The organism is Streptomyces sp. NPDC127129, from assembly GCF_042671585.1.
In the GTDB taxonomy this organism is placed as follows: domain Bacteria; phylum Actinomycetota; class Actinomycetes; order Streptomycetales; family Streptomycetaceae; genus Streptomyces.
The window spans coordinates 20397-44718 of the sequence record NZ_JBHXTV010000027.1; the positions used below are offsets into that span (position 1 = coordinate 20397).

The window sequence follows — 24322 nt, forward strand, 5'->3', positions numbered from 1 at the left end:
CGTCAGGGCCGATCATTGAGGTGCGACGACGTTCCACCCGCACTAAGGAGCACAGCCTGATGGGCACTCAGCAGGAGAAGGACGAGCTGTACGCGCTCGACATCAGCGACGTCGAGTGGCAGGGCCCTCCCGGCACCAGCCCTGACGAGGAGCGCGTGGAGATCGCCCACCTGCCGGGCGGGGCCGTGGCGATGCGGTCCTCCCTCGACCGCGACACCGTCCTGCGCTACACCGAGGCCGAGTGGACGGCCTTCGTCCTGGGCGCGAAGGACGGCGAGTTCGACCTGAAGTAGCCGCCCGCATAGAGGGCGTACGCGAAGGGGCCCGTTCCGGGAGGAACGGGCCCCTTCTGCTGTGCGTACCGGAGTCCCGGGGGTCAGTACCCCTCGGTGAACAGCCGCGACGCCTTGACGTCCGTGGCGCGGTAGCTGTCCTTGCCCGACTCGATCTGCTTGGCGACGGTCTCGAGGCGGTTCTTCATGTCCTCGGCACGCTTCTTGTACTTGCCCTGGAGGATCACGTACTCCTGGTGGGCCTCGCCGTCCCAGGTGTCGGTGACGACACGGAGGGCGGCGTTCATCTCTTCGAGGTCCTTGATGATGTTCGAGGAGACGGTCCGGAGACGGTTCGCCATCTCCTGGACGCTCTCGTACCGGACCTTGGTGTTCTGGTCGATGCCGGACATCGTGCTCTCCTCAGGCTCAGATGTTGTTCAGCGCGGAGTTGTTGGCCTTGAGGGTCTGGAACACCTCGAAGTCGTTCGCGGCGCTGAGGTTCTTGGTCTCGTTGACCGCGTTGAGCAGCACGTTGAGCAGGCGCCGAATGGTGTCGTGGTCCTCGTTGAGGGCCGTCTGCGCGGTCTTGAAGCCGGCCGCGCCCGCACCCGTCCAGCCCGCGTGGACCGTCTCCAGGATGTTGGCCATCTCGCGGGCCTGCTTGGAGACCTCTTCGCCGGTCTGCATGATCTTGTTCTTGGCCTGGGTTACCGGATCCTCGGCAAGCCCGAACCCACCTGCGGGGCTGGTCATGTGACGCTCCTCGTTGTCGGGAAGGTACTCGTACGCGTAGCTCAGCTCTGGCTACGCTCTCCTGTTGCGCCTGCCTGCCGCCACGACGACGCCGACGATCACGGCGACGATGGCGACGGCACCCGCGGCGATGCCCCAGAGCGGGAAGCCGCTCTCTTCGGGCCGGGCCGCCGACTCAGGCTTCTTCGGTTCCTGGGCCGGCCCGTTGGTGCCGCTTGCCCCCGTGCTGCCAGGAGAGGGGGAAGTCTGTGGTGCGGGCGACTGCGACTGCTGCGCCTGCTTCTGCGCGGCGAGCAGCGGGTTGACGTCGGGGGCGCCCGGGTTGCCCTTGCCCTCCAGGAGGATCTGAGCGGGACGGATCGAGCCGTAGCCGATGTACTTGTCCGGCACCTTGCCCACGTGCCCGGCGGTCTCCATCATGACGCGGAGGACCTGGTTGGCGGTCCAGTCGGGGTGCGCGGACCAGATGAGGGCGGCGGAGCCGGAGGCGATGGCGGTGGCTTGACTGGTGCCCCGGTGGGCGCAGTACTGCTTCTTGTCGTTGGTGCACCGGCCGGGAATCTCGACTCCCGGCGCGGCGAGGGCGAGGTGGGAGCCGTAGTTGGAGAAGTCGGCGACCTTGCCCTTGGTGTCGAGAGCGCCTACGGCTACGACTCCGGGGATGGCTGCGGGGTACTGGGGCACGTCGAGGCCGTCGTTACCCGCTCCCGCGAAGATCAAGGCGCCCTTCTTGCGGGCATAGTCCACGGCAGCCTGCCATTCCGCGGCCGCGCTCTCGTCGGCCGGGCCCGCCATGGAAATGTTGATCACACGGGCGCCGTTGTCCGCGGCATACCGGATGCCCTTGAGCATCGGCTTGATCCCGAAGTTGACGTAGTCGCCCACCTTCACGGGAAGGATCGCCACGTCCGGAGCGATCCCCCTCACGCCGCCGTCGCTCCCGTTCCCTGCGATGGCGAGGGCCATGTTGGTGCCGTGCCGATCGTCATCCTTCTCGTCGATGCGGCCAGGCCCCTCTCCCGCGTCGGAGAAGTTGTGACCGGGCAGCACATTGTCGCGGAGTTCCGACACCGTCGAGTCGACTCCACTGTCGAGCACGGCAACAGTGACCCCCTTGCCGGAGGCCACCTTCCACAGTTGGTCCGCCTTCATCGCGTCCAGGTACCACTGACGCCCGCGCATGTCTTCCGCCTGCGCCGCAGGCGCCATGACAGTCCACGTCGCGACGACGGCAGTCATGGCGCCGAGCAGGCCGACCGCGCGGCGGCGAAGGACTCGGGCGAGCGGAGGCATGGGCGAAGGATCTCCTAGTCGATGACGGGCGGGACGATCTGACGCTGGCCGGGATCCCACGTCTCCTCGTCCTCGGTCAGGTAGTCAGGGCGGGAACGGTTCGTACGGTGCTCGTCCTCGCCGCGCTCGGTCGAGGTGGGGCGGACCAGGCCGGTACCGCCAGGGGTGAACGCCCGTCCGGCGGAACCGGTGGGGCTCCCGACGGTTCCACCCGGCTGCATGGCCAGCCGACGGCCTGCCGCACCGCCCGTGTTACCGCCCGGCGCGCCGTGCATGCCAGCACCGGGCCCGTGCATCCCCGCCCCACCGCGACCGTACTGACCGGCGCGTTCCTCTCCGATCACCGGGCCCATGGGAAGCCGAGGCCCTTGACCGGGCAGGCCCGTGCGACCGGGCACCTGACGGCCTCCGGTGATGCCCTCCGCGCGCGGCGGCATGCCGAGAGGGCCGGGGCCCTTCAGACCGCCGGTCGCGGGACCCGGGAGTCCCGGGTTCACGCGAGGCAGACTCGTCGTCGGCTGGGGGCCGACCGGCGGAGCGAGCGGCGGCAACGGAGGATTCGGCGGGCCGACCGTCGTGACCGGCGGAGCAGTGGGCGGCTGGGCAGGGGTGCGGGGCGGAGCGTCCGGCGTGATGGTCACGGAGTCGAGGTTCGTGTTCACCTCGGGCTCCGGCGGCCTCGTAGCCGTCGGCGGCAGCGTCACATCAGGGGTCGGTCGGCTCGGTGTCGCCGCGTCGGGCGTACGGGTGGAGGACCGGTCGGCGTGAGTGAGGCCTGTTCCGGAGGTCGATTGCGTCGTCCCGCTGCTGGAACCCCCCGTCCCATACGCACGTTCGCCTCCTCCGACGCCCGCAGGGGCAAGCGGCTTGAACTCCGGCTCCCGCTCCGCCGCCATCCGGTTCCGCGTCGCGTCGTAGTACGACGACAGCCGCTCCAGCTGGTGGATCGCCTCCTGGAGCTTCGGGCCCGTCTCCGACTCGATGCGGGCCTTCTCCTTCTCCGGGTCGGCGAAGCACATGCCCGCCGGCTTCGGGACCGCGGCCTTCGCTTCCGACAGGGCCTGGCCCGCGCGCTGCATCTCGTCCGCCACGACCTTGGTGAAGTCGCCCAGGACCAGGGTCTCGGAGACCATGCCGGCGCCCCAGGTGCGGAAGGAGTTGCCTCCCTCGCCCTCCCACTGGACACGGCTGATGTACAGACGGAGGTCGGCGGCGATCTCGAGGATCTTCGGCACCGCCGACGACAGCGCCGTGCCGGTGGTGGTGATCTCCTCCGGCTTGGCCGACGCGATCATCGCGTAGAGGGCGTCCAGGGACTTCCCCTCGAACTCTCCTGCCATGTTCTTGCCACTCCCCCGCTAGCTGAATCCGCCGGAATCGCCGGTGCCGTCCGTGTCCTTGGTGGGCTGCTCGGGCTTGTCCTTGCCGTCGCCGGCCCCCTGGCCGCCCTGGCCGCCCTCGCCGTGGCGCTCGCGGTACTCCTGCTGCGTGCGCTTCTGGATCGCCGCGTACCGCTGGCGCTCTTCCTCGTCCACGCCGGTGTAGCCCTTGTCGGCGATCGTGGCCGCCAGGCCCATGCCCTCGATCGTCTCGCCGAACGTCCTCGTGAGTTCCTCGAGGCGCGTACGCACCTTTTCGTACGCACTGTGCAGTTCCGTCGCGGCGGCGAAGCCCGTGCCGTACGAGGCGGCCGTGACCTTCTGTTCACCGATCTTCGTGTGCTCGGCGGGCGAGCCCTTCAGCTCCTCGACGAGCTTCTGCATGCGCGAGTAGAAGCTCTGGAGAGTGACTTCTCCGACTTCCAGCCCCTGCTTGCCACCCCCGGCCGGCTCTCCCACCTCAGTGCCCCCTCGTCAGGCTCGCGAACTCGCACATCACTCTAGCCATTTGGTACGACAGTTCCAATTGCAAAGTCACATCCCCCGTCGCCGGCGCCGGCTGTCGCGGATCACCGTCGCCGTGCCCGCGACCACGGCCACCAGGACGGCGGCGACGCCGAGGGCGTACGTGCCGAGGCGCTCCGCGCGTTCCTGGGACGTCTCCGTCATCGCCAGCCGGGCCGGCTCGGGTGCCGGTGGCTTGGGCGGGGCCGGGTCGGGGGTGGGGGCTGTCGGTGCCGGATCCGGAGCGTCGGAGAGGGCCCGGACCGGGTCCACCACGCCCCAGCCCACGTGGTTGTCGCGGCCGTTGATGGACCGTACGGCCGTCTGCTCGATGCGGGCCACGACCTGGGCCGGCTTCCACTCCGGGTGCTTCGCGCGCAGCAGGGCCGCGACGCCGGAGACGTACGGGGCGGAGAAACTGGTGCCGTTGTCGACACACTGACCGCCGCCGGGGACGGTGGAGACCATGTCGACGCCGGGCGCCGCGACTCCCACGAAGGTTCCGGACTGGGAGAACTCCGCCCGCTCGTTGTTGCGGTCGGAGGAAGCGACGGCGAGCACCCCGGGGAAGGCCGCGGGATAGGTGTTCTTGAGTGTGCCGTCCATGCCGTCGTTGCCGGCCGAGGCGACGACGACGATGTCCTCGGCCAGAGCCCTGGCGACCGCCTTGGCCATCGAGGAGTCGGAACTCAGCGCCTGGGTGGTGTCCTGGGAGATGTTGATGACGTGGGCGCCCTCGGCGACGGCGTGGTCGATCGCCTGGGCCATCGTGTCCGACTTGCCGCTGTTCTTCTCGTCGTTCTGCCGGATCGGGATGATCGTCGCCTCGGGGGCGATCCCGACGAAGCCGGTGCCGGAGCGAGGGCGTGCGGCGATGATGCCGGCGACCTTGGTCCCGTGACCGACCTCGTCGACCGTGCCGTCGGTCTTGCCGCGCCGGTCGTTCTCGGCGCCCGAGCTGTTCTTGTCCGGCTTCAGGTAGTCCTTGCCCGCCTTGGCGTCCACAGCGGTCTTCAGCTGCGGGTTCACGTCGTCGACGCCCGTGTCGATGACGGCGACGCGGATGCCCCTGCCCTTGGTGTCCTGCCAGAGTTCGTCGAGCAGGACCCTCTGCAGCGACCAGGGGATGCCCTCGATCTGCTTCTTCATCGGGAACGTGCACTCGCCGCTGCCGTCGAGGACCAGGTCCCGCGGCTCGGCGGCCACAGGTGGAGCGGCGAGGATCACCGTGAGGGCCGAGGCGGTGAACAGGGCCGCCGTTCGATACGTCACCACTCCCCCTCCCTACGAACCCTGCGGCTGACGCGCGCTGTTGGTGTCGAGCCTCGGTCCCTTGGACAGAAACTCCGACCACACCATCGGGACGGGAAGCGGAGTGACCTTCTCGTAGCCGAGACGAGTCTGTGCCGCACTCGGTTCCGGACGGCCGTCGGTCTGCTTGTCGTCCTGCTGCCCGGTGCCGATGTCCGACCGCGCGGCGTCGCTGTCGCCGTTGGCCTGCACCGCGTAGCGCAGACCGGTGTCGGTCACGAGGAACAGCGATCCGTCGGGCTTCGCCTGCTTGCCCTGGACCTGCGTGTAGAGCAGGCCGCTGCCCGGGGTGACGTACGTACTGGTGCCGCCGGCGGTGATCTCCGCCGGGTACTTCGTCCCGGCCCAGGTGGTCAGTGTCGCCCGGCCCTTGTCGTCGACGCGGTTGAGCACGCTGCAGACGGTGTCCCTGGCCCCCTTGCCGGTCACCGTGTTGACCTGCTCGGACTTACGGGTCGGCCAGCGGTACTGTGCGCCGAAGGTGCCGGAGTCCGGGGTGAAGGACGCGGCGTCGACCGTGGTCGCCCTGCCGTCCATGTCGAGGGCGTCGGTCTGCGGCGAGTTGATGAGCAGCCAGGCCGTGAACTCCGAGACCGGCTGGACCTTGCCGGGCAGGACCACGTAGTGCTGGGGCCCGGATCCGGTCTGGCCGAGCAGCACCATGCCGACCCGGCCCTCGGTCTGGCTGAGGTTGCCGCCACCGACACCGGCGGGGTCGCCGACCTTGCCGGGGATCTGCGGGAACTCGACGGGGCTTCCGGTGTGCAGCGTGGCCAGCCAGTCGTCCGTGACCTGCTGGGGCGTCTTGTTGAGACCGACGAGGGCCGTGGTGAGCCCCGCGGACTCGTCGGGGTCGCCCGGCACCAGGTACTTCGTGCCCCGGTGGTCGACCAGGTAGCGGGCCTTGTCCTTCTGCCCCTGGACGTACATCATCTGCCCGTCCTTGAGCTGTGCGCCGCCCTCGGTGCGCTTGAAGTCCCGCTGGGCGAAGACGAACGTGGCCTTCTGGACACTGGCTCCCTTGCCGCCGCCAGGCTGTTCGCACACGGCCCAGCGCTTGGCGGCGCCTGCCTCGTCTGCGTTGGGGAGCCGGTCGGGGGCGTACGGGATGCCGAGAATCGGACCGCGCGGCGGATTGCCCGCGTCGAGGAGTTTGTCGTCGACCTGAATGACGGAGAACTGCTGCGGCGTGAGCAGGAGTCGCGCGGAGGCGAGGTTGAGAACGGGGTGGAGCAGGGTCTTCTTGTCCTTGCCCTTCCCGGTGGTGAGCACCACGTACCGGGTGGTCGACTGCTTGCCCACGATCACCTTCGTGCCGGGCGCGTCCCAGCCCTTGGGCGCCTTGGGGCTGAACATGCCCCAGGCACCGAATCCGGCGAGCACCAGCGCCCCCACGATCATGCCGGGCAGAACCGCGCGCAGCGGCCTCGGCGCCCCCTCCTCGGTACCTGAGGGCGAAGGTTGGAGGAATGCGGCCACCGTGCGCTTCTTCGCAAAGGTGTACGCGTTGAGCTCATCCCGCCGTGATGCCATGAGTCCCCATTTTTCGTCAGGCGCAGTCGTCACCGACGCGTTCGGGGGTATGGCACCCGAGCCCCGGCTGTCGGACCGGCCCCCTACTATGCCTGCTGTCCGAAGGCGCCTGAGGGGCGGGTAGGGTGATCCAGCTGCCAAGGCCCTGGCGGGCCAGGGTGATCAGGACGAATGGGGGGATTCTCCATGATGGCATCCGCGACGCGGACGCGGCACGCGGCTGCCGCACCCTCCTCCGCGCCCCCGGAGCACTCTCCGGCGGGAGCGCCCTCGGCCGTCTCACCTCGGCTCCAGGCACGCCCTGGACACTTCGGATCGTTCCGATTGCAACAGCTCGTACTGATTGAGGTGGCGGCGGCGCTGCTGCTCGTGGCCTGGGTCGTCGAGCCGTTGCTGCTGGTCCCCGCCGGCGTCGTCGCGACGCTGCTCGTGCTGCTCGCGGTGGTGCGCAGGCACCACCGTTCGATGCCGGAGTGGCTCGCCACCTTCCTCACCCTGCGTGCGCGCACGCGCCGGGCGGCCTCGCTCGTCCTTCCGGAGGACACGGAGCCGGGCCTCGCGCCGGTCGTGGAGTGCGATCCGGCGTTGCGGACCTACACGTACAGCGACCGGGACCGCCGACCGGTCGGGATGATCGGGGACGGTACGTTCCTCACCGCCCTGGTACGGGTCGAGTCGGAGGCCACGGCTCTGCGTCCGGACCGCGCGACACGTCCGCTGCCCGTCGCAGTCGTCCGGGACGTCCTGGACGTGGACGGGATCAGGCTGGAGTCCGCGCAGATCGTGCAGCACACACAGCCCGCGCCCGCCCCGCACCTGCCGGCCCAGTCGATGGCCAGGCGGAACTACGTACCGCTCCAGGCCCAGACGGGTTCGCCGGCGGTGCGGATCACCTGGGTGGCGCTGAAGCTGGACCCCGAACTGTGTCCGGAGGCCGTCGCCGCCCGCGGTGGTGGCCTCGAAGGCGCGCAGAAGTGTGTGGTGCGGACCGCGGACCAGTTGGCGAGCCGGCTTGCCGGCGCGGGGTTCAGGGCGACCGTGCTCACCGAGCAGGAACTGATCGCGGCGCTGGCGACGTCGACGTGTGCGAGTCCCATGGCGATCGCCCAGGCGGGCCGCGGCCAGACTCAGGCCCGGCGGACGCAGGAGACGTCCCGTACCTGGCGGGTCGACGACCGGCGCCATACGACGTACTGGGTGGGGCGTTGGCCGCAGCTCGGGCGCGAGGGCGGCGCGGGCGCGTCGATGCCGCAGCTGATCGCGTTGCTGACCTCGCTCCCGGCCCTCGCGACGACCTTCAGCCTGACGCTGAGCGGCGGCGACCGCCAGGAGGTGACGGTGGCGGGCCATGTGCGGATCACGGGCCGCAGCGACGAGGAGCTCGTGTCGGCACGTCACGAACTGGAGCGGGCGGCGCGTGGGGTGAAGACGGGTCTGGTGCGGCTCGACCGCGAACAGGTGCCCGGCATGCTGGCCTCGCTGCCGCTCGGGGGTGCGCGCTGATGTCCTTCTCCACTTCACCTTCCTCGCAGCCGGCTCCCGGCAACCGGGGTACGGGTCCCGGGATCGGTACGAGTGGCGCCACCGGTGCCGGTGGCGGGCCCGGGACCGGTGGTGGGCGCGCCGCTTCCGGGCGTGGCAGTTCCGGGCGTTCTGCTTCCGGGCGTGGTACGGGACGGGTGACACGACCGCGGTTCGGCTTCGGGCTCGTCGGGCCGCGCCGGGACCGGCACGCGGTGCCGCTGGAGCAACTCGGGGCACTGAGCCTTCCGGTGGGCGACGACGGGATGGTCATCGGTGTGGACGCCGAGGGCCGGCCCGCGGTGCTCGGCATCAACCGCCCCACTCCGTACGACGTGACGCTGATCGGCGGCCTGTGGACGGCTCAGGTCCTGGCGCTGCGCGCGGCCGCGACCGGAGCGAGGGTGGCCGTGGAGACCGGTCGGGCTCCGGCCTGGACCGGGCTCGCGCAGGCCGCGGGCGGCGGACAGCCGTGCGTCACGCTGCACGACGTCGGCCGCGTTCCGCCGCAAGGCGCTTCGGCCGGCAGCCCCGTGGTCGTCGTGCGGGACTGCGGGATGCGACCGCCGCGCGGCCGGGTCGTGTCCGCGCCCTGGCAGTCGGTGGTGACCTTGCTGCCCTACCTGAGCCCGGTGGCCCCGCGCCTCCTGGAGAAATCCTCCCTGGTGGGCATCCAGCGGGTGTCCCCGGAGGAGGCGGTGCAGATCGGCCGGATCATGGGCCTGCCGCGTCAGGAGTCGGAGGCGTTGTCGACACTCGCCGACGGTGTGACCCTGTGGTGCACGCCGCGCGACCGGCAGTTCGTGATGACGCAGGCGACGGACGCCGAGACCGGATTGTTGGGCAGCGCACGCCGGATGGACTGACGGCGAGACGATTCCCCATCCTGTCCCTTTATGCGCGGATTTGGATCGCCAGGTGATCGCCTGACGGTTCACTCTGCGGTGCCTGTAGGTCACTTGGGGGCGAGACGTGACCTACAGGACAGATGCGGGCGGGCAGCCGGGCCTGCCCCACGAACGCGGTTGGCGTTTAGGGTGGGTAGAGCCCGCCCACGACAGCACAAGGGTGCGCGACCACACCAGGAGGCAAAGTGAACGGCGATCGGGACGAGATCCACGGGGGTTGGAGTCCACCCGCCGATGATCAGTCCGACGCGGATCCCGCCGAGATGACGGGTGAGTTCACCATCGACTACACCCCTCCGGCCTGGTACACGCAGAACGCGTCGGGATCGGCCGGCTCCGGGGATTCCGGGGGCGCTACGCCACCGGCTCCGCATGGTGCTCCGCCTGCTGCTCAGCCTGGTGCTCAGCCTGCCGTTCCGGGACTTCCGGCGGGCAGCGGATTCGAGCCCAACTGGGCACCCCAGCCTCCGTCATCGCCGGCTCCGGGCCCCGTCGTGCCTTCCATGCCACCGGCTCCCGGCGCGGGCGCTCCGGCCATGCCCGTGGATCCGGGCCCGGTCGCGCCTGCCATGCCGGCGGCTCCGGGTCCGGTCGTGCCCGCCATTCCCGCGGCTCCGGGCCCCGTCGTGCCCGCGGCTCCCGGCCCTGTCGTGCCCACGCAGCCTGCCGCACCGGCCGAACCCGCCGTCGACGGGCCGTTCGGGAACGGCGATCTGGAAAGCGGCGCGACCATGCGCTTCTCCCCCGCCGCCATGAAGCGCGAGATGGCGGAGATCTCCGAGCGCGCGGCTGCGGCCGCACACGTGGGTGACGAGCAAGCCGGCGCGGCATCCGCCCCCGACGGGGGTGCGGGCGACAGCTCGGCGGCCGGGCCGGAGGCTGCCGTGAGCCCCGGTGACGGTGCGGCGTCCGAAGTCTCCGTTTCCGGCGCTCCGTCCACGTTCGACACCCATGGCACGCCCGCCGCCGCCCCCGCCGGGCAGGAGGGCGCTTCCGCCGAGGCCCCCGGCACTGCCGGGGGTGAGTCCACCGGACCGGCGGAGAACGAAGCACCGGCGGCTGAGGTTTCGGCCGTCGTGTCCGATGGCTCCGCTGCGACGGAGGACGCGAGCGGCGCTGCACCGGAGGCCGCCGAGACGCCGGGTGGCGCCCCGTCGTCGGGTGCCTCCGTCTCGAGTGAGCCCTCCGCGCCCGTACCGCCCGCGGTCCCCGTTCCGTCGGGTGAGGCGCATGACGGTGCCTCAGGCGCGCTGCCGGCCGCCGCCGAGCCCCAGGACGCCGTTCCGGCGCCGTTGCCGCCCGCCGTTGTGCCGCCCGTGGCGGCTGCGGCGCCCGCGCCGCAGGAGGGGGCCGGACTGCCGCCCCTGCCGCCGGCGTTCCAGCCCGCGGCGCCTACTCCCGCGCCGCAGTGGCCCGCCCCGGTGGCTCCCGGCGACCAGTCGGCACCGGCGCCGGCACCGGCCGCTCCGATGCCGGCCGCCGCCTCCTGGCAGACGCCGCCTGCTCCCGTTCCGCCGCAGGGCGGGTACGAGTTCCCGCAGCCGGGTCAGGCCCAGCAGCCGCCCGCGGCACAGGCACCTCAGGCTCCGGCTCCGGCTCCGCAGGGCGGCTACGGCTTCCCGCAGCCCGGGCAGGCCGAGCAGCCGCCTGCGGCACAGCCGCCGCAGGGTGGATACGGCTTCCCGCAGCCGGGCCAGCCCGAGCAGCCGTACGCGGCGCAGGCACCCCAGGCTCCGGCTCCGGCTCCGGCTCCGGCTCCGGCTCCGGCTCCGGCTCCGGCTCCGCAGGGTGGATACGGCTTCCCGCAGCCCGGGCAGCCCCAGCCCGCACCGCAGGCACCCAACGCCCCCACACCGCAGGGCGGGTACGGATTCCCACAGCCCGGACAGGCCGAGCAGCCGCCCGCGGCACAGACACCCCAGGCTCCGGCTCCGCAGGGCGGGTACGGCTTCCCGCAGCCCGGACAGGCCGAGCAGCCGCCCGCGGCACAAGCACCCCAGGCTCCAGCTCCGCAGGGCGGCTACGGCTTCCCGCAGCCCGGGCAGCCCCAGCCCGCACCGCAGGCACCCGACGCCCCCGTACCGCCTCAGGGCGGGTACGGGTTCCCGCAGCCGGGACATGTGGCGGCCGCTCAGGCTCAGCCCGCCCCCGTGCCTCCGCAGGCTCAGGGTGGGTACGGGTTCCCGCAGCCCGGTGAGGCGCAGCCTCAGCCGCAGCCGCAGCCCGAGGCCCAGGTTCCGCCGCAGGCGCCCGTCGACCCGCGGACCGGTGCCGCCTGGCCCACCCCGGTGACGCACGACCAGCGCGAGCGGTCCGTGCCGGGTGCCCCCCTCGGGTACACCGCCGCCGTCGAGCTCTCCTCCGACCGGCTGCTGCGCAACAACAAGCAGAAGGCCAAGTCCAGCCGGAACCCCGCCGCCTCCGCCCGCTTCAAGCTCGGCGGCAAGAAGGAGGAGGCCGAGCGGCAGCGCAAGCTCGACCTCATCCGTACGCCGGTGCTGTCCTGCTACCGGATCGCGGTCATCTCCCTCAAGGGCGGTGTCGGCAAGACCACGACGACCACCGCGCTCGGCGCGACCCTGGCCACCGAGCGCCAGGACAAGATCCTCGCCATCGACGCCAACCCCGACGCCGGCACCCTCGGCCGCCGGGTGCGCCGTGAGACCGGGGCCACGATCCGTGACCTCGTGCAGGCTATCCCGTACCTCCACTCGTACATGGACATCCGCCGCTTCACCTCGCAGGCGCCCTCCGGTCTGGAGATCATCGCCAACGACGTGGACCCGGCCGTCTCGACGACGTTCAACGACGAGGACTACCGGCGGGCGATCGAGGTCCTGGGCAAGCAGTACCCGGTCATCCTCACCGACTCCGGTACGGGCCTGCTCTACAGCGCGATGCGCGGTGTGCTGGACCTCGCCGACCAGCTGATCATCATCTCCACCCCGTCCGTCGACGGCGCCTCCAGCGCGTCGACGACGCTCGACTGGCTCTCCGCCCACGGGTACGCGGAGCTGGTGCAGCGCTCGATCACGGTCATCTCCGGGGTGCGCGAGACCGGCAAGATGATCAAGGTCGACGACATCGTGCAGCACTTCCAGACCCGTTGCCGCGGGGTGATCGTGGTGCCCTTCGACGAGCACCTGTCGGCCGGCGCCGAGGTCGACCTCGACATGATGCGGCCGAAGACGCGTGAGGCGTACTTCAACCTGTCGGCGATGGTCGCCGAGGACTTCGCGCGAGCGCAGCAGGTGCAGGGGTTGTGGACGGGCGACGGCCAGGGCGGTCTGCCGCCGAACATGGCCCCGCCGATGCCGGGCCAGCAGCAGATGCCGGGACAGCCCATGCCCGGTCAGCCCATGCCCGGTCAGCAGCAGATGCCCGGTCAGCCCATGCCGGGCCAGCAGCAGATGCCGGAGCAGCCGATCCCCGGTCAGCCCGCGCCCGGTCAGCCGTACGCGCCGCAGCCGGGACAGCCGTACGCGCCGCAGCCCGGTCAGCCGTACGCCCCCCAGCCGTACCCGCAGGCTCAGCCGCAGCCCTACCCGCAGCAGCCGTACGCTCCTCAGCCGGGACAGCAGGGACAGCAGGGGCAACCCGGACAGGCGCCTCAGTACGGCCAGCCCGGCCAGCCCGGTCAGCCCGGCCCGGCCCAGGGGTGGGAGCAGCAGCCCCCCGCGCAGCCCGTACCTCCGCAGGCGCAAGCGGATCCGAACGCTCCGATGCCGCCCGCCGGGTGGCCGCAGCAGCCCCAGCAGACGCCTCCGCAGGCTCCGCCAGCCCCTCAGCAGTAAGGCGTCACAGGAGTAGACCAATGAGGCCCCGCACCGGCTCCCCGGTGCGGGGCCTCATTGCATTCCCGCAGCCCACAAGGGGTTTGAGTCATCGTTGACGACGTCGTCCACCGCTGATAGACCTTCGCTTCACCAGTTGGCGCCCAAGATCCACGACGCGAGGTACGTCCTATGGTCATGGTCACGAAGGTCCCGCCCCGCCCCGCCGTCTCCCGAAGACTCCCCCGGCTGCTGCTCGCCGCGGGCGTCGCCGCCACCACGCTCATGGCCGTCCCCCAGGTCACGGCCCAGGCCGCGCCGGCCGCCGAGGGCGACGCCAAGAGCGGCGGCACCACCCTCACCGTCGCCGTCTCGCAGAGCGTCGACTCGCTGAGCCCGTTCCTCGCCCAGAAGCTCGTCTCGACCAGCATCCACCGTCTGGCGTACGAGTACCTGACGAACTACGACGCCGAGGACGCCCGGGCGATCCCGGGTCTCGCGACCGCGTGGACGTCCTCGGCGGACAAGCTCACCTGGACGTACACGATCCGCGAGGACTCGACGTGGTCCGACGGGAAGAAGGCCACCGCCGAGGACGCCGCCTGGACCTTCAACAAGATGATGACGGACCCGAACGCCGCCACCGCGAACGGCAGCTTCACGTCCAACTTCAAGAAGGTCACCGCGCCCGACCCGCGGACCCTCGTCATCGAGCTGAAGAAGCCGCAGGCCACCATGACGGCGCTGGACGTGCCGATCGTGCCCAAGCACGTGTGGGAGAAGGTCGGCGACTTCTCGAAGTTCAACAACGACCAGCAGTTCCCGATCGTCGGCAACGGACCGTTCGTCATCACGGACTTCAAGGTCGACCAGTACATCAAGATGAAGCCGAACAAGGGCTTCTGGCGTGGCGCACCCAAGTTCGACGAGCTGGTGTTCAAGTACTACAAGGACGGTGACGCCGCCGTCGCCGCACTGCAGAAGGGCGAGGTGTCCTTCGTCTCGAACCTGACGCCCGCACAGGCCGCGGCGCTGAAGTCCGCCGAGAACATCGAGGTCAACGACGCTCCCGGCCGGCGCTTCTTCGCCCTGGCCACCAACCCGGGCGCGCGCTCCAGGGACGGCAAGACCTTCGGCAACGGCCACCCGGCGCTCCTGGACCCGGCGGTCCGCAAGGCGCTCTTCCTCGCCGTCGACCGGACGACCATCGTCGACAAGGTCTTCCAGGGCCACGCCGTCGAGGGCGAGGGCTACATCCCGCCGCGCTTCGGCTCGTACTTCTGGAAGCCGGGCGCCGAGCAGAAGCTCGGCTACGACCCGGCCAGGGCCGCGCAGCTCCTGGACCAGGCCGGCTACAAGAAGAACGGCGCGGGCAAGCGGGTCGGCAAGAACGGCAGGCCGCTCGACTTCCGGATCCTCTGTCACGCCACCGACCCGAACGACAAGGCGGTCGGCAAGTACCTCCAGGAGTGGTGGGGCGAGCTCGGCATCGGGCTGAAGGTCGAGTGCCTGGACAACGTCGGCGATCCCTGGACCAAGGGCGACTACGACCTCGCCTTCGACGGCTGGTCGGTCAACCCCGACCCCGACTACGTCCTGTCGATCCACACCTGCGGCACGCTGCCCGCGACCCCGAAGGACACCGGCGCCACCGACAACTTCATCTGCGACAAGCAGTTCGACACGCTGTACGCGCAGCAGTCGGCGGAGTACGACGCCGCCAAGCGGGCGGATCTCGTCAAGCAGATGCAGTCGAGACTGTACGACACCGGGTACATGAACATCATGGCCTACCCGAACGCCCTGGAGGCGTACCGCTCGGACCAGATCAAGTCCATCACGACCATGCCCGCGGCCGCCGGCAACCTCTGGGGGCAGGACGGCTACTGGAGCTGGTGGTCGGCCGTGCCGACCCCGGCGTCCACCGCCGCCGGATCGGAGAGCGAGTCCTCCAACGGCGTGATCCTCGGTATCGGCGCGGCCGTGGTGGTCGTGGTCGGCGTCGGCGTCTTCCTCGGCATGCGGCGGCGCACCACCGCCGACGACCGCGAGTAGACGAGCGGCGACGTGACGACAGCAAGCACCCCCGCCGACGTGGTGCGGACCGAGAAGGTCCGCACCACGGACGGCGCGTCCCGCACCGGTACGACCCTCCAGTACCTCCGCTACGTGGCCGGGAAGCTGGGCGGCGCGGCCGTTTCGCTCTTCGCCGTCCTGGTCACCAGCTTCTTCCTGTTCCGGATCATCCCCGGCGACCCGGTCAAGGCGATGACGCACGGGATCCCCACCTCGGCGGAGCAGCTGGCGACGCTGCGCCGGCAGTTCGGGCTCGATCTGCCGCTGTGGCAGCAGTTCACCGACTACTGCGCCAAGGCGCTGAGCGGCGATCTCGGCACGTCGTACCAGTTCCACGCCCCGGTCGGCGATCTCATCGCGACGAAGCTGCCGGCGACGCTGCTGCTGACCGGTGTCGCCGTGGTGATCTACTCGGCGCTCGGCCTCTGGCTCGGCACCCGCTCCGCCTGGCGCCACGGCGGGCTCGGCGACAAGGTGAGCACGGGCGTCGCGCTGACCCTGTGGTCCGTGCCCTCGTTCTGGCTCGGGCTGCTTCTGATCATCGTCTTCTCGGTCGGCATGGGGCCGGTCCCCGGTCTCTTCCCGACCGGCGGCATGGAGTCGGGCACGGGTGAGACCGGCTTCGCGTACGTCCTCGACGTCGCCCACCACATGGTGCTGCCGGTCGTCACCCTGGTGGCGGTCGGCTATGCGCAGACGCTGCTCGTCATGCGCTCGTCGCTGCTCGACGAGATGGGCAGCGACTATCTGACGACGGCGCGGGCGAAGGGGCTGCGCGACGACGTCGTCAGGCGCCGGCACGCCGTGCCGAACGCGCTCCTGCCGACGGTGACCATGGTCTTCATCAACCTCGGCCATGTGGCGGCGGGTTCGATCCTGGTGGAGACGGTGTTCTCCTGGCCGGGGCTCGGCGGGCTGTTCTACCAGGCGCTCAGCGTGCCCGATCTGCCGCTGGTCCAGGGCCTGTTCGTGGTCTTCGCCGGCGCGATGATCGTGATGAACCTGATCGCCGATCTGCTCTATCCGCTGCTCGACCCCCGGGTGGGCCGATGACCTCCTCGTCACTCTCGTCTCTGGCCTGGGAACGCCGACGCGGTACGGTGTCCCGCTTCTGGAAGCAGTACCGCACCCACCGCGCGGGCCTCTACGGCCTCGCCGGGCTCTCCCTGATCGCCCTGCTCGCGCTCGCCGCCCCGCTGATCGTCGGCTCGGACGTGCAGTCCGTGACGAACGCGCCGGGTACGGCACTGGAGCCGCCGAGCACCGAATTCCTCCTCGGGACGGACCAGTTCGGGCGGTCGCTGCTCGGTCTGCTGATCTGGGGCGCGCGGATCTCGCTTCTCGTAGGGCTGCTCGCGGCCGCCCTGTCGGTCGCCATCGGCACCCTTGTCGGCATCATCGCCGGGCACTACGGCGGCTGGTTCTCGACGGTCGTCATGCGCATCACCGACTGGTTCCTGGTCATGCCGACGCTCGTCCTCGCGATCGTGCTGGCGACGGTGATGTCCCGCTCGATGTGGACGGTGATCCTCGCGATCGGCGTCACCACATGGCCGACCACGGCCCGGCTGGTGCGCGCCCAGACGATCGCGGTGGAGTCCCGTCCGTACATCGAGCGGGCCACTGCGCTCGGCGGCGGACACGGGCACGTCATGAGCCGGCACGTGCTGCCCAACGTGATGCCGCTGGTGCTCGCCCAGACCACGCTCGGCATCTCCACCGCGATCCTCACGGAGGCGACGCTGGCCTTCCTGGGCCTCGGCGATCCGACGGTGGTCTCCTGGGGCGGCATGCTCCAGGACGCCCGGGAGGCGGGCGCGGTCTCGTCCGGCCACTGGTGGTACCTGGCGCCGCCCGGGATCGCGATCGCGCTGGTCGCGCTGGCCTTCACGCTGTGCGGGCGGGCGGTCGAGTCCGTGCTGAACCCGAAGCTGGGGGTGGGGCGATGAGCCTGCTCGAGGTACGGAACCTGACGGTGACGTACGGGTCGGGGGCGTCCGCCGTCCCCGCCGTACGGGGCGTCGATCTCACCCTGGAGGCCGGCCAGAAGCTCGGGGTCGCGGGCGAGTCGGGGTGCGGGAAGTCCACGATGGCGCTGGCGCTGCTGCGCCTGCTGCCCGCCTCGGCGCGGCTGACGGGGCAGATCCTGCTCGACGGCGAGGACGTCCTCGCCATGAAGTGGGGCCGGCTGCGGGCCGTGCGCTGGGCGGGCGCGTCGATCGTCTTCCAGGGCGCGATGCACTCGCTGAACGCGGTGCAGCGGATCGGCGACCAGATCGCCGAGCCGCTGCTCGTGCACGGGCGGCCGACCCCGGCGGAGGCGCGGAAACGGGTCGGCGAGCTCCTGGAGCACGTCGGCCTGCCGGCGGCGCGGGCGGCGGCCTATCCGCACGAGCTGTCCGGCGGGCAGCGGCAGCGGGTGATGATCGCGATGGCGCTGGCCTGCGATCCGCGCCTGATCGTGGCGGACGAGCCGACGACGGCGCTCGACGTGATGATCCAGGCGCAGATCCTGCGGCTGATCGAGCGTCTGGTGGCCGACGACGGCATCAGCCTGCTGATGATCAGTCACGATCTGGCGGTCCTCGCCGACACCTGCGACCGGCTCGCGGTGATGTACGCGGGGCGGGTGGTGGAGGAGGGCCCGGCGCGCCAGGTGTACGACGCGGCGGAGCACCCGTACGGGCGCGCCCTGTCGTCGGCCTTCCCGAGGATCGGCGACCCGGGGTCGCGCCGGGCGCCGCGCGGCCTTCCGGGCGATCCGCCGGACCCCGCCGACCTGCCGGCCGGATGCGCGTTCCATCCGCGCTGTCCGGCGGCCGTGGAGGTCTGCGGGGAGCAGGACCAGGAGCTGCGGGAGGCGGGCGCGGGGCGCCGCGCCGCCTGCGTACACGTAGGGAGTGGCTCATGAACCCGCTGACACCGGACGCCGCACCGACGGGCATGGGTGCGGGCGCCGGCCCGGGTGCGGGCGCGGGCGCGTCGGTGGCCGCGGCGCCCGTGGAGGGCGCGGCGGGGGACGCCGGTCCGCTGCTGTCCGCGCGGGGGCTGCGGGTGACCTTCCCCGGGCGGCGGGGCGCTCCCCCCGCGCGGGCGGTGGACGGGGTGGATCTGGACATCGGCGCCGGGGAGATCGTGGCCCTGGTCGGCGAGTCGGGGTGCGGCAAGACGACGCTCGCGCGGTCGCTGCTCGGGCTGGTGCCGCCGACGGCGGGCTCCGTGGCCTTCGCCGGTGAGCCGCTCGCGTACACCTCGCGCGCCCTCAAGGCGTACCGCAGGCGCGCCCAGCTGGTCCTGCAGGACCCGAGCGGCTCGCTGAACCCCCGGCACACCGTGTACGACGCGGTGGCCGAGGGGCTGCGGATCCACGGGTACGACGGGGACGAGCGGGCGGCCGTCGCGGAGGCCCTGTCCCGTGCCGGTCTGCGCCCGCCGGAGCGGTTCTTCCTGCGCTATCCGCACGAGCTGTCCGGGGGCCAGCGTCAGCGTGTCGTCATCGCGGGCGCGCTGGTGCTGCAGCCGGAGCTGATCGTCGCGGACGAGCCGGTGGCCTCGCTGGACGCGTCGGTACGGGGCGAGATCCTGGCACTGCTGCTGCGGCTCCGCGACGAACTGGGGCTCTCGGCGCTGGTCGTGACGCACGACCTCGGCCTCGCGTGGAACATCGCGGACCGGGTCGCGGTGATGTACCTGGGGCGGATCGTGGAGACCGGAACGGTGGAGTCCGTCCTGACGGCCCCCCAGCATCCGTACACCCGGGCGCTGTTGTCGGTGCTGCCGGAGTCCGAGGGGGCGCCGGTGGTACTGGCCGGCGAGCCGCCGGACCCGGCCCGGATCCCCACCGGGTGCCGTTTCCACGCCCGCTGCCAGGTGCTGGCCTCGGGCGAGGCCGCGGCGGTCGCGGACCGCTGCCGGAGCGAGGACCTGCCGGTGCTCGGCGGCGGCGGTACGCGGGAGGTGGCCTGCCACTGGCTGACGGACGGCGCGAGGACGGTCTGACGCCCGGGCCGGGCCGGGGGCGTCGGGTCAGTTCTTCCTGTCGTACACCGCGGTGAGTTCGCGGGCCTGCTTCACGTCCCCGGCCATCGCTTCGAGCAGGTCGTCCAGGGTCTCGAACTTGAGCATGCCGCGGACGTACGCCAGGAAGTCGACGGCCACGTGCAGGCCGTACAGGTCGAGGCCCTCGCGGTCGATGGCGTACGCCTCGACCGTCCGCTCCGTCCCGTCGAACTGGGGGTTCGTACCGACCGAGATCGCGGCGGGCATGCGCTCCCCTGCGGCGGTCAGCCAGCCGGCGTACACGCCGTCCGCCGGGATGGCGGTGTGCGGCAGGGTCTCGACGTTGGCCGTGGGGAAGCCGAGCTCGCGGCCGCGCTGGGCGCCTCGGACCACGATGCCCTCGACGCGGTGCGGGCGTCCGAGGATCTCGGCGGCGCCCTCCACGTCGCCCTCGGCGACCAGCCGGCGGGTGAGCGTGGAGGAGAACGGCTCCCCGCCGCCCGCCGTGCCGCTCACGAAGAGGTCGATGACCTCGACCTCGTAGTCGTATGTGACGCCGAGTTCGGCGAGGTAGGCGACGTTGCCGGCGGCGCGGTGGCCGAAGCGGAAGTTCGGTCCCTCGATGACGGCCTTGGCGTGCAGCTTGTCGACGAGGACCTTCACGATGAAGTCCGCCGGGGAGAGCTGCGAGAAGTCGGCCGTGAACGGCAGGACGAGGACCGCGTCCACGCCCAGCCCCGCCATCAGCTCGGCGCGGCGGGGGTGCGGGGCGAGCAGCGGGGGGTGGCTACCGGGCCGCACGACCTCGGAGGGGTGCGGCTCGAAGGTGACCACGACCGAGGGCACGCCCAGCTCGCGGGCGCGCTCCACGGCCCTTCCGATGATCAGCTGGTGCCCGCGGTGCACCCCGTCGTAGGAGCCGATGGTGACGACGCTGCGCCCCCAGTCCTGGGGGATGTCCTCCAAGCCACGCCAGCGTTGCACTGTGACCGCTCCTCGTCCGCCTGTTCGCCGATTACGCCGGTCTAAGACTGCCATGCCCACGGCCTTCTCCTCGCATCGGCATGGACCTGCCGACGCTCTGGACCGTACGGGCGGCTGCGGGGCCGACCAGGACGGACCAGTCGTCGGGCGCGTCGGCGATCCAGCGCGCCAGCTGGACGGCGAACGCGGGCACTTCGCGGGCGAGCTCGACGAGCCGCCGGTCGCAGCAGGTGGCCCCCTCGGGCGTACGGACGAGGAGGAGGGCGGTGCGGCGGACGAGGTCGCGGGTGCGGACCTCGGGGCGCCTCTCGCAGCCGAGGGCGGCGGCGCGCAGCAGGGCGTCGAGCACGGTGAGGTCCCGCGCCGCGTACTGCTCGTGGTCGAGGAGTACGTCGAGGAGTTCGGTGCGCAGCAGGCGGGAGGCCCCCGTGCCGGGCGCGGCGAGCACGGGGGCGAGGGCGCTGCGGACCTGGACGGGCCGGCCTCGGAGCAGGCCGGTGACCAGGGGGAACAGGACGGCGCGGGCGGCGGGCCCGTGTTCGAGGCGGCGGTCGACGAAGGCGGCGGCGTGCCGGGCGCCGTCGGGGTGGCGGTCGACGTAGGCGCCGACGAGTGCGGCCGCGCGCCGGGCGAGGGCGGGCGTGGTGACCTCGGCGAGCGCGCGCAGGGCCTCTCCGGCGGCCTCGCCGGGTCCGTGCAGGCGGGACTGGAGGGCGGCGAGGACGGGTTCGGGGTGGGTGGCGAGCGCGGCGGCGAGGGCGTCCGCGGGGACGCGGGGATGGGTCAGGGCGCGGGGCAGATGCCGGGAGCGGGTGTGCGGGTCGCGGACGAGGAGACCGAGGGCGGGACCGTGCAGGACGGCGTCGCCGGGGCGGGCGAGCAGGGCGAGGGCGGCGTACCGGAGGAGCTCGCGGTCGGGGTCGGTCGTGGCGTGCGGGGCGACCAGACTGCCGTATGTGGCGGCCGCGGCGCGGCGCGCGGGCCGGCCGTCGTCGTGGGCCCAGCGGTCGACGGCCCGGCAGACGGCCGACGGCTCGTCCTCGGTGAGGGCGGTGAGCAGCCCTTCGGCGAGCGGGTGGGCGGTGGCGGCGAGCGCCTCGCACAGGTCGTCGACGGCCAGGTGCCGATGGGTGTGGAGCAGGGCCTGGGCGGCGGTGCCGACGGTGGCGTACGGGGCGGCGGCGAGGGCGCGTCCGTCGCCGAACCAGCGGCAGAGCAGCGGCTGTACGCCACGGGGCTCGGTGACGAGGCGTTCGGCGACGACGTCGAGGAACCGGGGCACCGTGGTCACGCCGACGGGCGGGTCGGCCGGGACGAGTCTGCGCAGCAGGTCGATCCGCTCCCCCTCCCCGATCCGCAGCGCCTGCCAGAACGCGGGTCCGAAGACGGGGGCGGTCGGCCCGGAGGCGTGGGAGCGCGGTGCGGGCGGGATGTCGGCGTGCGTGGCGGCGGCCGGGGGCCGGGCTTCCGGCGCGGGGCGCTGCTGGGGGATGCCCTCCCCGGGGCGCGGGGCCGGCCGGGGGGCGCCCAGCCGGTCGGCGAGCCGGCGGAGGACCGGGAGGTAGGGCCGGGGGTCGGGGAGGCGGAGCAGGGTCTGGGCGAGGAGGCGGGAGGCCCACCAGCCGGTGTCGCCGACCGCGCGGCCCTCGGCGCGGAGCCGGTCGAGGGCGTCGGCGAGACCGGTCAGGCGGAGCCCGAGCGCGTCGGAGCCGTGCTCGCGGCCCATCAGGAGCAGGGCCTGCACGACGGGCCCGATCCGGTGACGCGGCACGGGCAGCGGGCGCTGCGGCGGGCCGGCGTGCGCGGAGCCCGGGTCGGCGGGCGTGGACGGGGTGACCCAACCGGCGGCCGCGTGCGGGGAGCCCGGGTCGGCGGGCGCGTGCGGGGCGACCGAACCGGCGGGCGCGTGCGGGGCGACCGAACCGGCGGGCGCGTGCGGGGCGACCGAACCGGCCGACGTGGGCGGGGGGACCTCGGCGAGTGTGGAGAGCGCTCCGTCGACGTCCAGGTGGGCGCCCTGGATCCAGTCGGCGAGCTCCTCGTGGCCGAAGCGGTAGCCGGAGCCGGCCGGGACGAGGAGGCCCTCGGTCAGGACGGCGGAGGCCCAGCCGGTCCGCCAGGGGAACAGCTCCTCGAAGGAGCCGCGGTCCAGCTCGCCCTGCCCGGGCCCCAGGCATCTGCGGGCCGCCTCGTGGACCTGCCCGGCGACGCGCGTGGCGAGTCTGCGGACGGCGGTGCCGTGCGGGACGGGGCGGGTTCCGGCGGCGATCCGTACGGCCACCCGCAGACACATCAGGTCGAGGTGGGCGGCGAAGACCTCCTCCCGGCCCGGTGTCCCGGGCGCTCCCCCGGGCATGGCGTCGCGTACCTCGGCGAGCAGCCGCAGCGTGAGGGGGTGCCGGGCGTCGTCGGCGGTGGGAGGGGTGAGGTCGAGGCCGTACCGCGCGCGGGCGAGCCGCGCCTCGTCCTCGGTGAGATCGCCGAGCCGTACGGCACCGGGCACCGCTCCGGGCAGCGCCTCGTCGGAGGGACGGTGGAGCGAGTCGGGGCTGTAGTGCCGGTACGCCACGTCCCAGTGCTCCGGCCGGCAGCCGAGCATCAGCCGGGCGCCGTGGGCGCGGAGCCAGGTCTCGGTGCCCGTCGTCCACACGGGGAGGCGGTGCGCGAGGGCCGGGGGCATCTCCTCGGGGCCGTCGAGGACGATCAGGAGCGGCCGGCCGGCAGCGCACGCCAGTGCGGCGGCGCGTTCGGGGGTGGCGGTCGTGGTGTCACCGCGTGCTCCGGAGGCGGTGACGATGCGTCCGGCCTGGCTCAGGACGCGGCGCACGGCGTCGGCGACGGAGGTGTCGTCAGCCCGCAGGTCGGCCCCGCGCAGCCGGACCGTGGGGGCGGGCTCGGCGCCGCGGGCCCGCTCGGCCCGGTGGGCGTCGAGCGCGGTCGTGCGGCCGCTGCCGGGGGCGCCGGCGAGGGCGAGGACCAGCGCGCCGGAGGCGGTGAAGGCGGCGAACTCCCGGACGCAGTCGGCCCGTTCGACGGGCGCGGGACCCGGCCCCGCGGTGTCCACGGCTCCGGTGGAGGTGGCGGTGAGCTCCAGGACGGCCGCCAGATTGAGCTCGGATCCGTAGCAGGGCGCGGTCGCCGCGTTGCGCCTCAGCAGCTCGGCCAGCCGGTCGACCGGGGCGAGCGGCAGGGCGTATCCGGCGGCACGGTGGTCGCCGTGCAGGGCGGTGGCGAGGACGGCGAGGACGGCCCCGGTCTCCGGGTCCACCACGGGACCGCCCGTGGCCTGTCCGCCCAGCCGCAGGGCCTCCGCGCCTTCGGTACCGATGGCCAGCTCCCAGGCGTGGCCGCGGGCCCGTCCACGGCCTGCTTCCGTGTGGCTGACGGCCGCCGCGCCGAGGACCCGCGCCTCGCGCCAGCCGTGGGCCGCGATCCGTACGTACGTCCCCGGCTCGACCTCCGTCCGTGCGGAGACCGGCATCGGCCTGACGTCGAGCCCCTCCGTCGCCACGAGCGCGAGACCGGTCCCGGGCAGGGCGGTGACGGCGTCGGCGCCGGCGAGGTGTGTCCGGTCGCCGGGGGCGTGCAGGACGATCCCCACGAGCCCGTCGACGGCCTCGTGACTGGTGACGACCGTTCCCCGGTCGTCGGCCACGAAGCCCGTTCCCCGCGGTCGGCCCGCCGGATCGCAGATCCGTACCAGCGTGCCGAGGTCCCCGCGTCCCATGGTGTCGACGGTAGGTCGGCGGTGATCACTCCGAGAACCACACAGGCCGAACGCGCCCCCCAGCGCTCCCCCGTTTCACTCCAAGCGCCCGCCCGAAGGGGTGAATACGCGGACCGGAGTGGATAGATACTCGCCCGGGGGGATCGGGGGATCACCCGGGGGGAGTGTGGAGCGGGGCCCCGGGGGGGGCCCCGCCCCCCAGATAGGTGCGCCGGGCAGCCCCAAAAGGGGGGGCGCGTTGGCATGCCCATATGCTCCACCCCCCCGGGGAGCCGCCCGGGCCCCG

Annotated in this window: 18 protein-coding genes; 9 read left to right on the top strand and 9 right to left on the bottom strand. The window is 72.5% G+C overall.

Going from position 1 to position 24322, the window contains the following annotated elements; translation table 11 throughout:
- Positions 1 to 59: 59 nt before the first annotated feature.
- Positions 60 to 293, top strand: coding sequence for a DUF397 domain-containing protein (locus ACFVGW_RS34685; protein ID WP_352191445.1), 234 nt, complete (start codon positions 60 to 62; stop codon positions 291 to 293).
- A gap of 83 nt (positions 294 to 376) precedes the next feature.
- On the opposite strand, the gene ACFVGW_RS34690 is transcribed toward ACFVGW_RS34685, so the two are convergent.
- The 7 genes from ACFVGW_RS34690 to eccB form a co-directional block, all read right to left on the bottom strand.
- On the bottom strand, positions 377 to 685 hold the full coding sequence (locus ACFVGW_RS34690) for a WXG100 family type VII secretion target (RefSeq protein ID WP_383228235.1): 309 nt from the start codon (positions 683 to 685) through the stop codon (positions 377 to 379).
- A 16-nt stretch (positions 686 to 701) separates the two neighbouring features.
- Complete coding sequence (locus ACFVGW_RS34695; protein WP_383228234.1) at positions 702 to 1028, bottom strand: WXG100 family type VII secretion target; 327 nt, start codon at positions 1026 to 1028, stop codon at positions 702 to 704.
- 51 nt (positions 1029 to 1079) lie between these two features.
- Entirely contained in the window at positions 1080 to 2321 is a 1242-nt protein-coding gene (locus ACFVGW_RS34700; RefSeq protein ID WP_385854791.1) for a S8 family serine peptidase, read from the bottom strand.
- 14 nt (positions 2322 to 2335) lie between these two features.
- Complete coding sequence (locus ACFVGW_RS34705; protein WP_385854792.1) at positions 2336 to 3661, bottom strand: hypothetical protein; 1326 nt, start codon at positions 3659 to 3661, stop codon at positions 2336 to 2338.
- 18 nt (positions 3662 to 3679) lie between these two features.
- Positions 3680 to 4159: a hypothetical protein gene (locus ACFVGW_RS34710; protein WP_352191440.1), complete on the bottom strand. Its 480-nt coding sequence runs from the start codon at positions 4157 to 4159 to the stop codon at positions 3680 to 3682.
- A 75-nt stretch (positions 4160 to 4234) separates the two neighbouring features.
- Complete coding sequence (mycP, locus tag ACFVGW_RS34715; protein ID WP_385854793.1) at positions 4235 to 5476, bottom strand: type VII secretion-associated serine protease mycosin; 1242 nt, start codon at positions 5474 to 5476, stop codon at positions 4235 to 4237.
- A 12-nt stretch (positions 5477 to 5488) separates the two neighbouring features.
- On the bottom strand, positions 5489 to 7048 hold the full coding sequence (gene eccB, locus ACFVGW_RS34720) for a type VII secretion protein EccB (protein ID WP_385854794.1): 1560 nt from the start codon (positions 7046 to 7048) through the stop codon (positions 5489 to 5491).
- A gap of 189 nt (positions 7049 to 7237) precedes the next feature.
- Between eccB and eccE the strand changes: the two genes are divergently transcribed.
- The 8 genes from eccE to ACFVGW_RS34760 all read left to right on the top strand — a co-directional run bounded on the left by eccE (position 7238) and on the right by ACFVGW_RS34760 (position 19325).
- Entirely contained in the window at positions 7238 to 8551 is a 1314-nt protein-coding gene (eccE, locus tag ACFVGW_RS34725; protein ID WP_383228225.1) for a type VII secretion protein EccE, read from the top strand.
- Positions 8551 to 9435: a hypothetical protein gene (locus ACFVGW_RS34730; RefSeq protein ID WP_385854795.1), complete on the top strand. Its 885-nt coding sequence runs from the start codon at positions 8551 to 8553 to the stop codon at positions 9433 to 9435. Before eccE ends, ACFVGW_RS34730 begins: the two co-directional genes overlap by 1 nt.
- A gap of 227 nt (positions 9436 to 9662) precedes the next feature.
- The gene (locus ACFVGW_RS34735) at positions 9663 to 13271 is read left to right on the top strand and encodes an SCO5717 family growth-regulating ATPase (protein WP_385854796.1); all 3609 of its coding nucleotides are present in this window, start codon (positions 9663 to 9665) and stop codon (positions 13269 to 13271) included.
- Between the two features lie 177 nt (positions 13272 to 13448).
- Positions 13449 to 15305: an ABC transporter substrate-binding protein gene (locus ACFVGW_RS34740; RefSeq protein WP_385854797.1), complete on the top strand. Its 1857-nt coding sequence runs from the start codon at positions 13449 to 13451 to the stop codon at positions 15303 to 15305.
- Between the two features lie 12 nt (positions 15306 to 15317).
- On the top strand, positions 15318 to 16379 hold the full coding sequence (locus ACFVGW_RS34745; RefSeq protein ID WP_383228219.1) for an ABC transporter permease: 1062 nt from the start codon (positions 15318 to 15320) through the stop codon (positions 16377 to 16379).
- Entirely contained in the window at positions 16376 to 17275 is a 900-nt protein-coding gene (locus tag ACFVGW_RS34750; RefSeq protein WP_383228218.1) for an ABC transporter permease, read from the top strand. The genes ACFVGW_RS34745 and ACFVGW_RS34750 overlap by 4 nt, the downstream gene beginning before the upstream one ends.
- Positions 17272 to 18237 (top strand): ABC transporter ATP-binding protein, encoded by a 966-nt coding sequence (locus ACFVGW_RS34755; protein WP_385854798.1) that lies wholly within the window; start codon positions 17272 to 17274, stop codon positions 18235 to 18237. Before ACFVGW_RS34750 ends, ACFVGW_RS34755 begins: the two co-directional genes overlap by 4 nt.
- Positions 18234 to 19325: an ABC transporter ATP-binding protein gene (locus ACFVGW_RS34760; RefSeq protein ID WP_385854799.1), complete on the top strand. Its 1092-nt coding sequence runs from the start codon at positions 18234 to 18236 to the stop codon at positions 19323 to 19325. Before ACFVGW_RS34755 ends, ACFVGW_RS34760 begins: the two co-directional genes overlap by 4 nt.
- A gap of 27 nt (positions 19326 to 19352) precedes the next feature.
- Here ACFVGW_RS34760 and ACFVGW_RS34765 read toward each other — a convergent pair whose 3' ends face one another.
- Both ACFVGW_RS34765 and ACFVGW_RS34770 read right to left on the bottom strand, forming a co-directional pair.
- Positions 19353 to 20309, bottom strand: a complete 957-nt coding sequence (locus tag ACFVGW_RS34765) for a bifunctional riboflavin kinase/FAD synthetase (RefSeq protein ID WP_383228212.1) — start codon at positions 20307 to 20309, stop codon at positions 19353 to 19355.
- Positions 20310 to 20340: 31 nt separating this feature from the next.
- Entirely contained in the window at positions 20341 to 24036 is a 3696-nt protein-coding gene (locus ACFVGW_RS34770) for a trypsin-like peptidase domain-containing protein (RefSeq protein WP_385854800.1), read from the bottom strand.
- Positions 24037 to 24322 lie beyond the last annotated feature (286 nt).

Coding starts and splice junctions, on each gene's coding strand:
- eccE (WP_383228225.1), top strand. CDS start 7,238: ATGGCATCCGCGACGCGGACGCGGCACGCGGCTGCCGCACCCTCCTCC.
- ACFVGW_RS34755 (WP_385854798.1), top strand. CDS start 17,272: ATGAGCCTGCTCGAGGTACGGAACCTGACGGTGACGTACGGGTCGGGG.
- ACFVGW_RS34690 (WP_383228235.1), bottom strand. CDS start 685: ATGTCCGGCATCGACCAGAACACCAAGGTCCGGTACGAGAGCGTCCAG.
- ACFVGW_RS34760 (WP_385854799.1), top strand. CDS start 18,234: ATGAACCCGCTGACACCGGACGCCGCACCGACGGGCATGGGTGCGGGC.
- ACFVGW_RS34695 (WP_383228234.1), bottom strand. CDS start 1,028: ATGACCAGCCCCGCAGGTGGGTTCGGGCTTGCCGAGGATCCGGTAACC.
- ACFVGW_RS34705 (WP_385854792.1), bottom strand. CDS start 3,661: ATGGCAGGAGAGTTCGAGGGGAAGTCCCTGGACGCCCTCTACGCGATG.
- ACFVGW_RS34750 (WP_383228218.1), top strand. CDS start 16,376: ATGACCTCCTCGTCACTCTCGTCTCTGGCCTGGGAACGCCGACGCGGT.
- ACFVGW_RS34740 (WP_385854797.1), top strand. CDS start 13,449: ATGGTCACGAAGGTCCCGCCCCGCCCCGCCGTCTCCCGAAGACTCCCC.
- ACFVGW_RS34685 (WP_352191445.1), top strand. CDS start 60: ATGGGCACTCAGCAGGAGAAGGACGAGCTGTACGCGCTCGACATCAGC.
- ACFVGW_RS34770 (WP_385854800.1), bottom strand. CDS start 24,036: ATGGGACGCGGGGACCTCGGCACGCTGGTACGGATCTGCGATCCGGCG.
- eccB (WP_385854794.1), bottom strand. CDS start 7,048: ATGGCATCACGGCGGGATGAGCTCAACGCGTACACCTTTGCGAAGAAG.
- ACFVGW_RS34700 (WP_385854791.1), bottom strand. CDS start 2,321: ATGCCTCCGCTCGCCCGAGTCCTTCGCCGCCGCGCGGTCGGCCTGCTC.
- ACFVGW_RS34730 (WP_385854795.1), top strand. CDS start 8,551: ATGTCCTTCTCCACTTCACCTTCCTCGCAGCCGGCTCCCGGCAACCGG.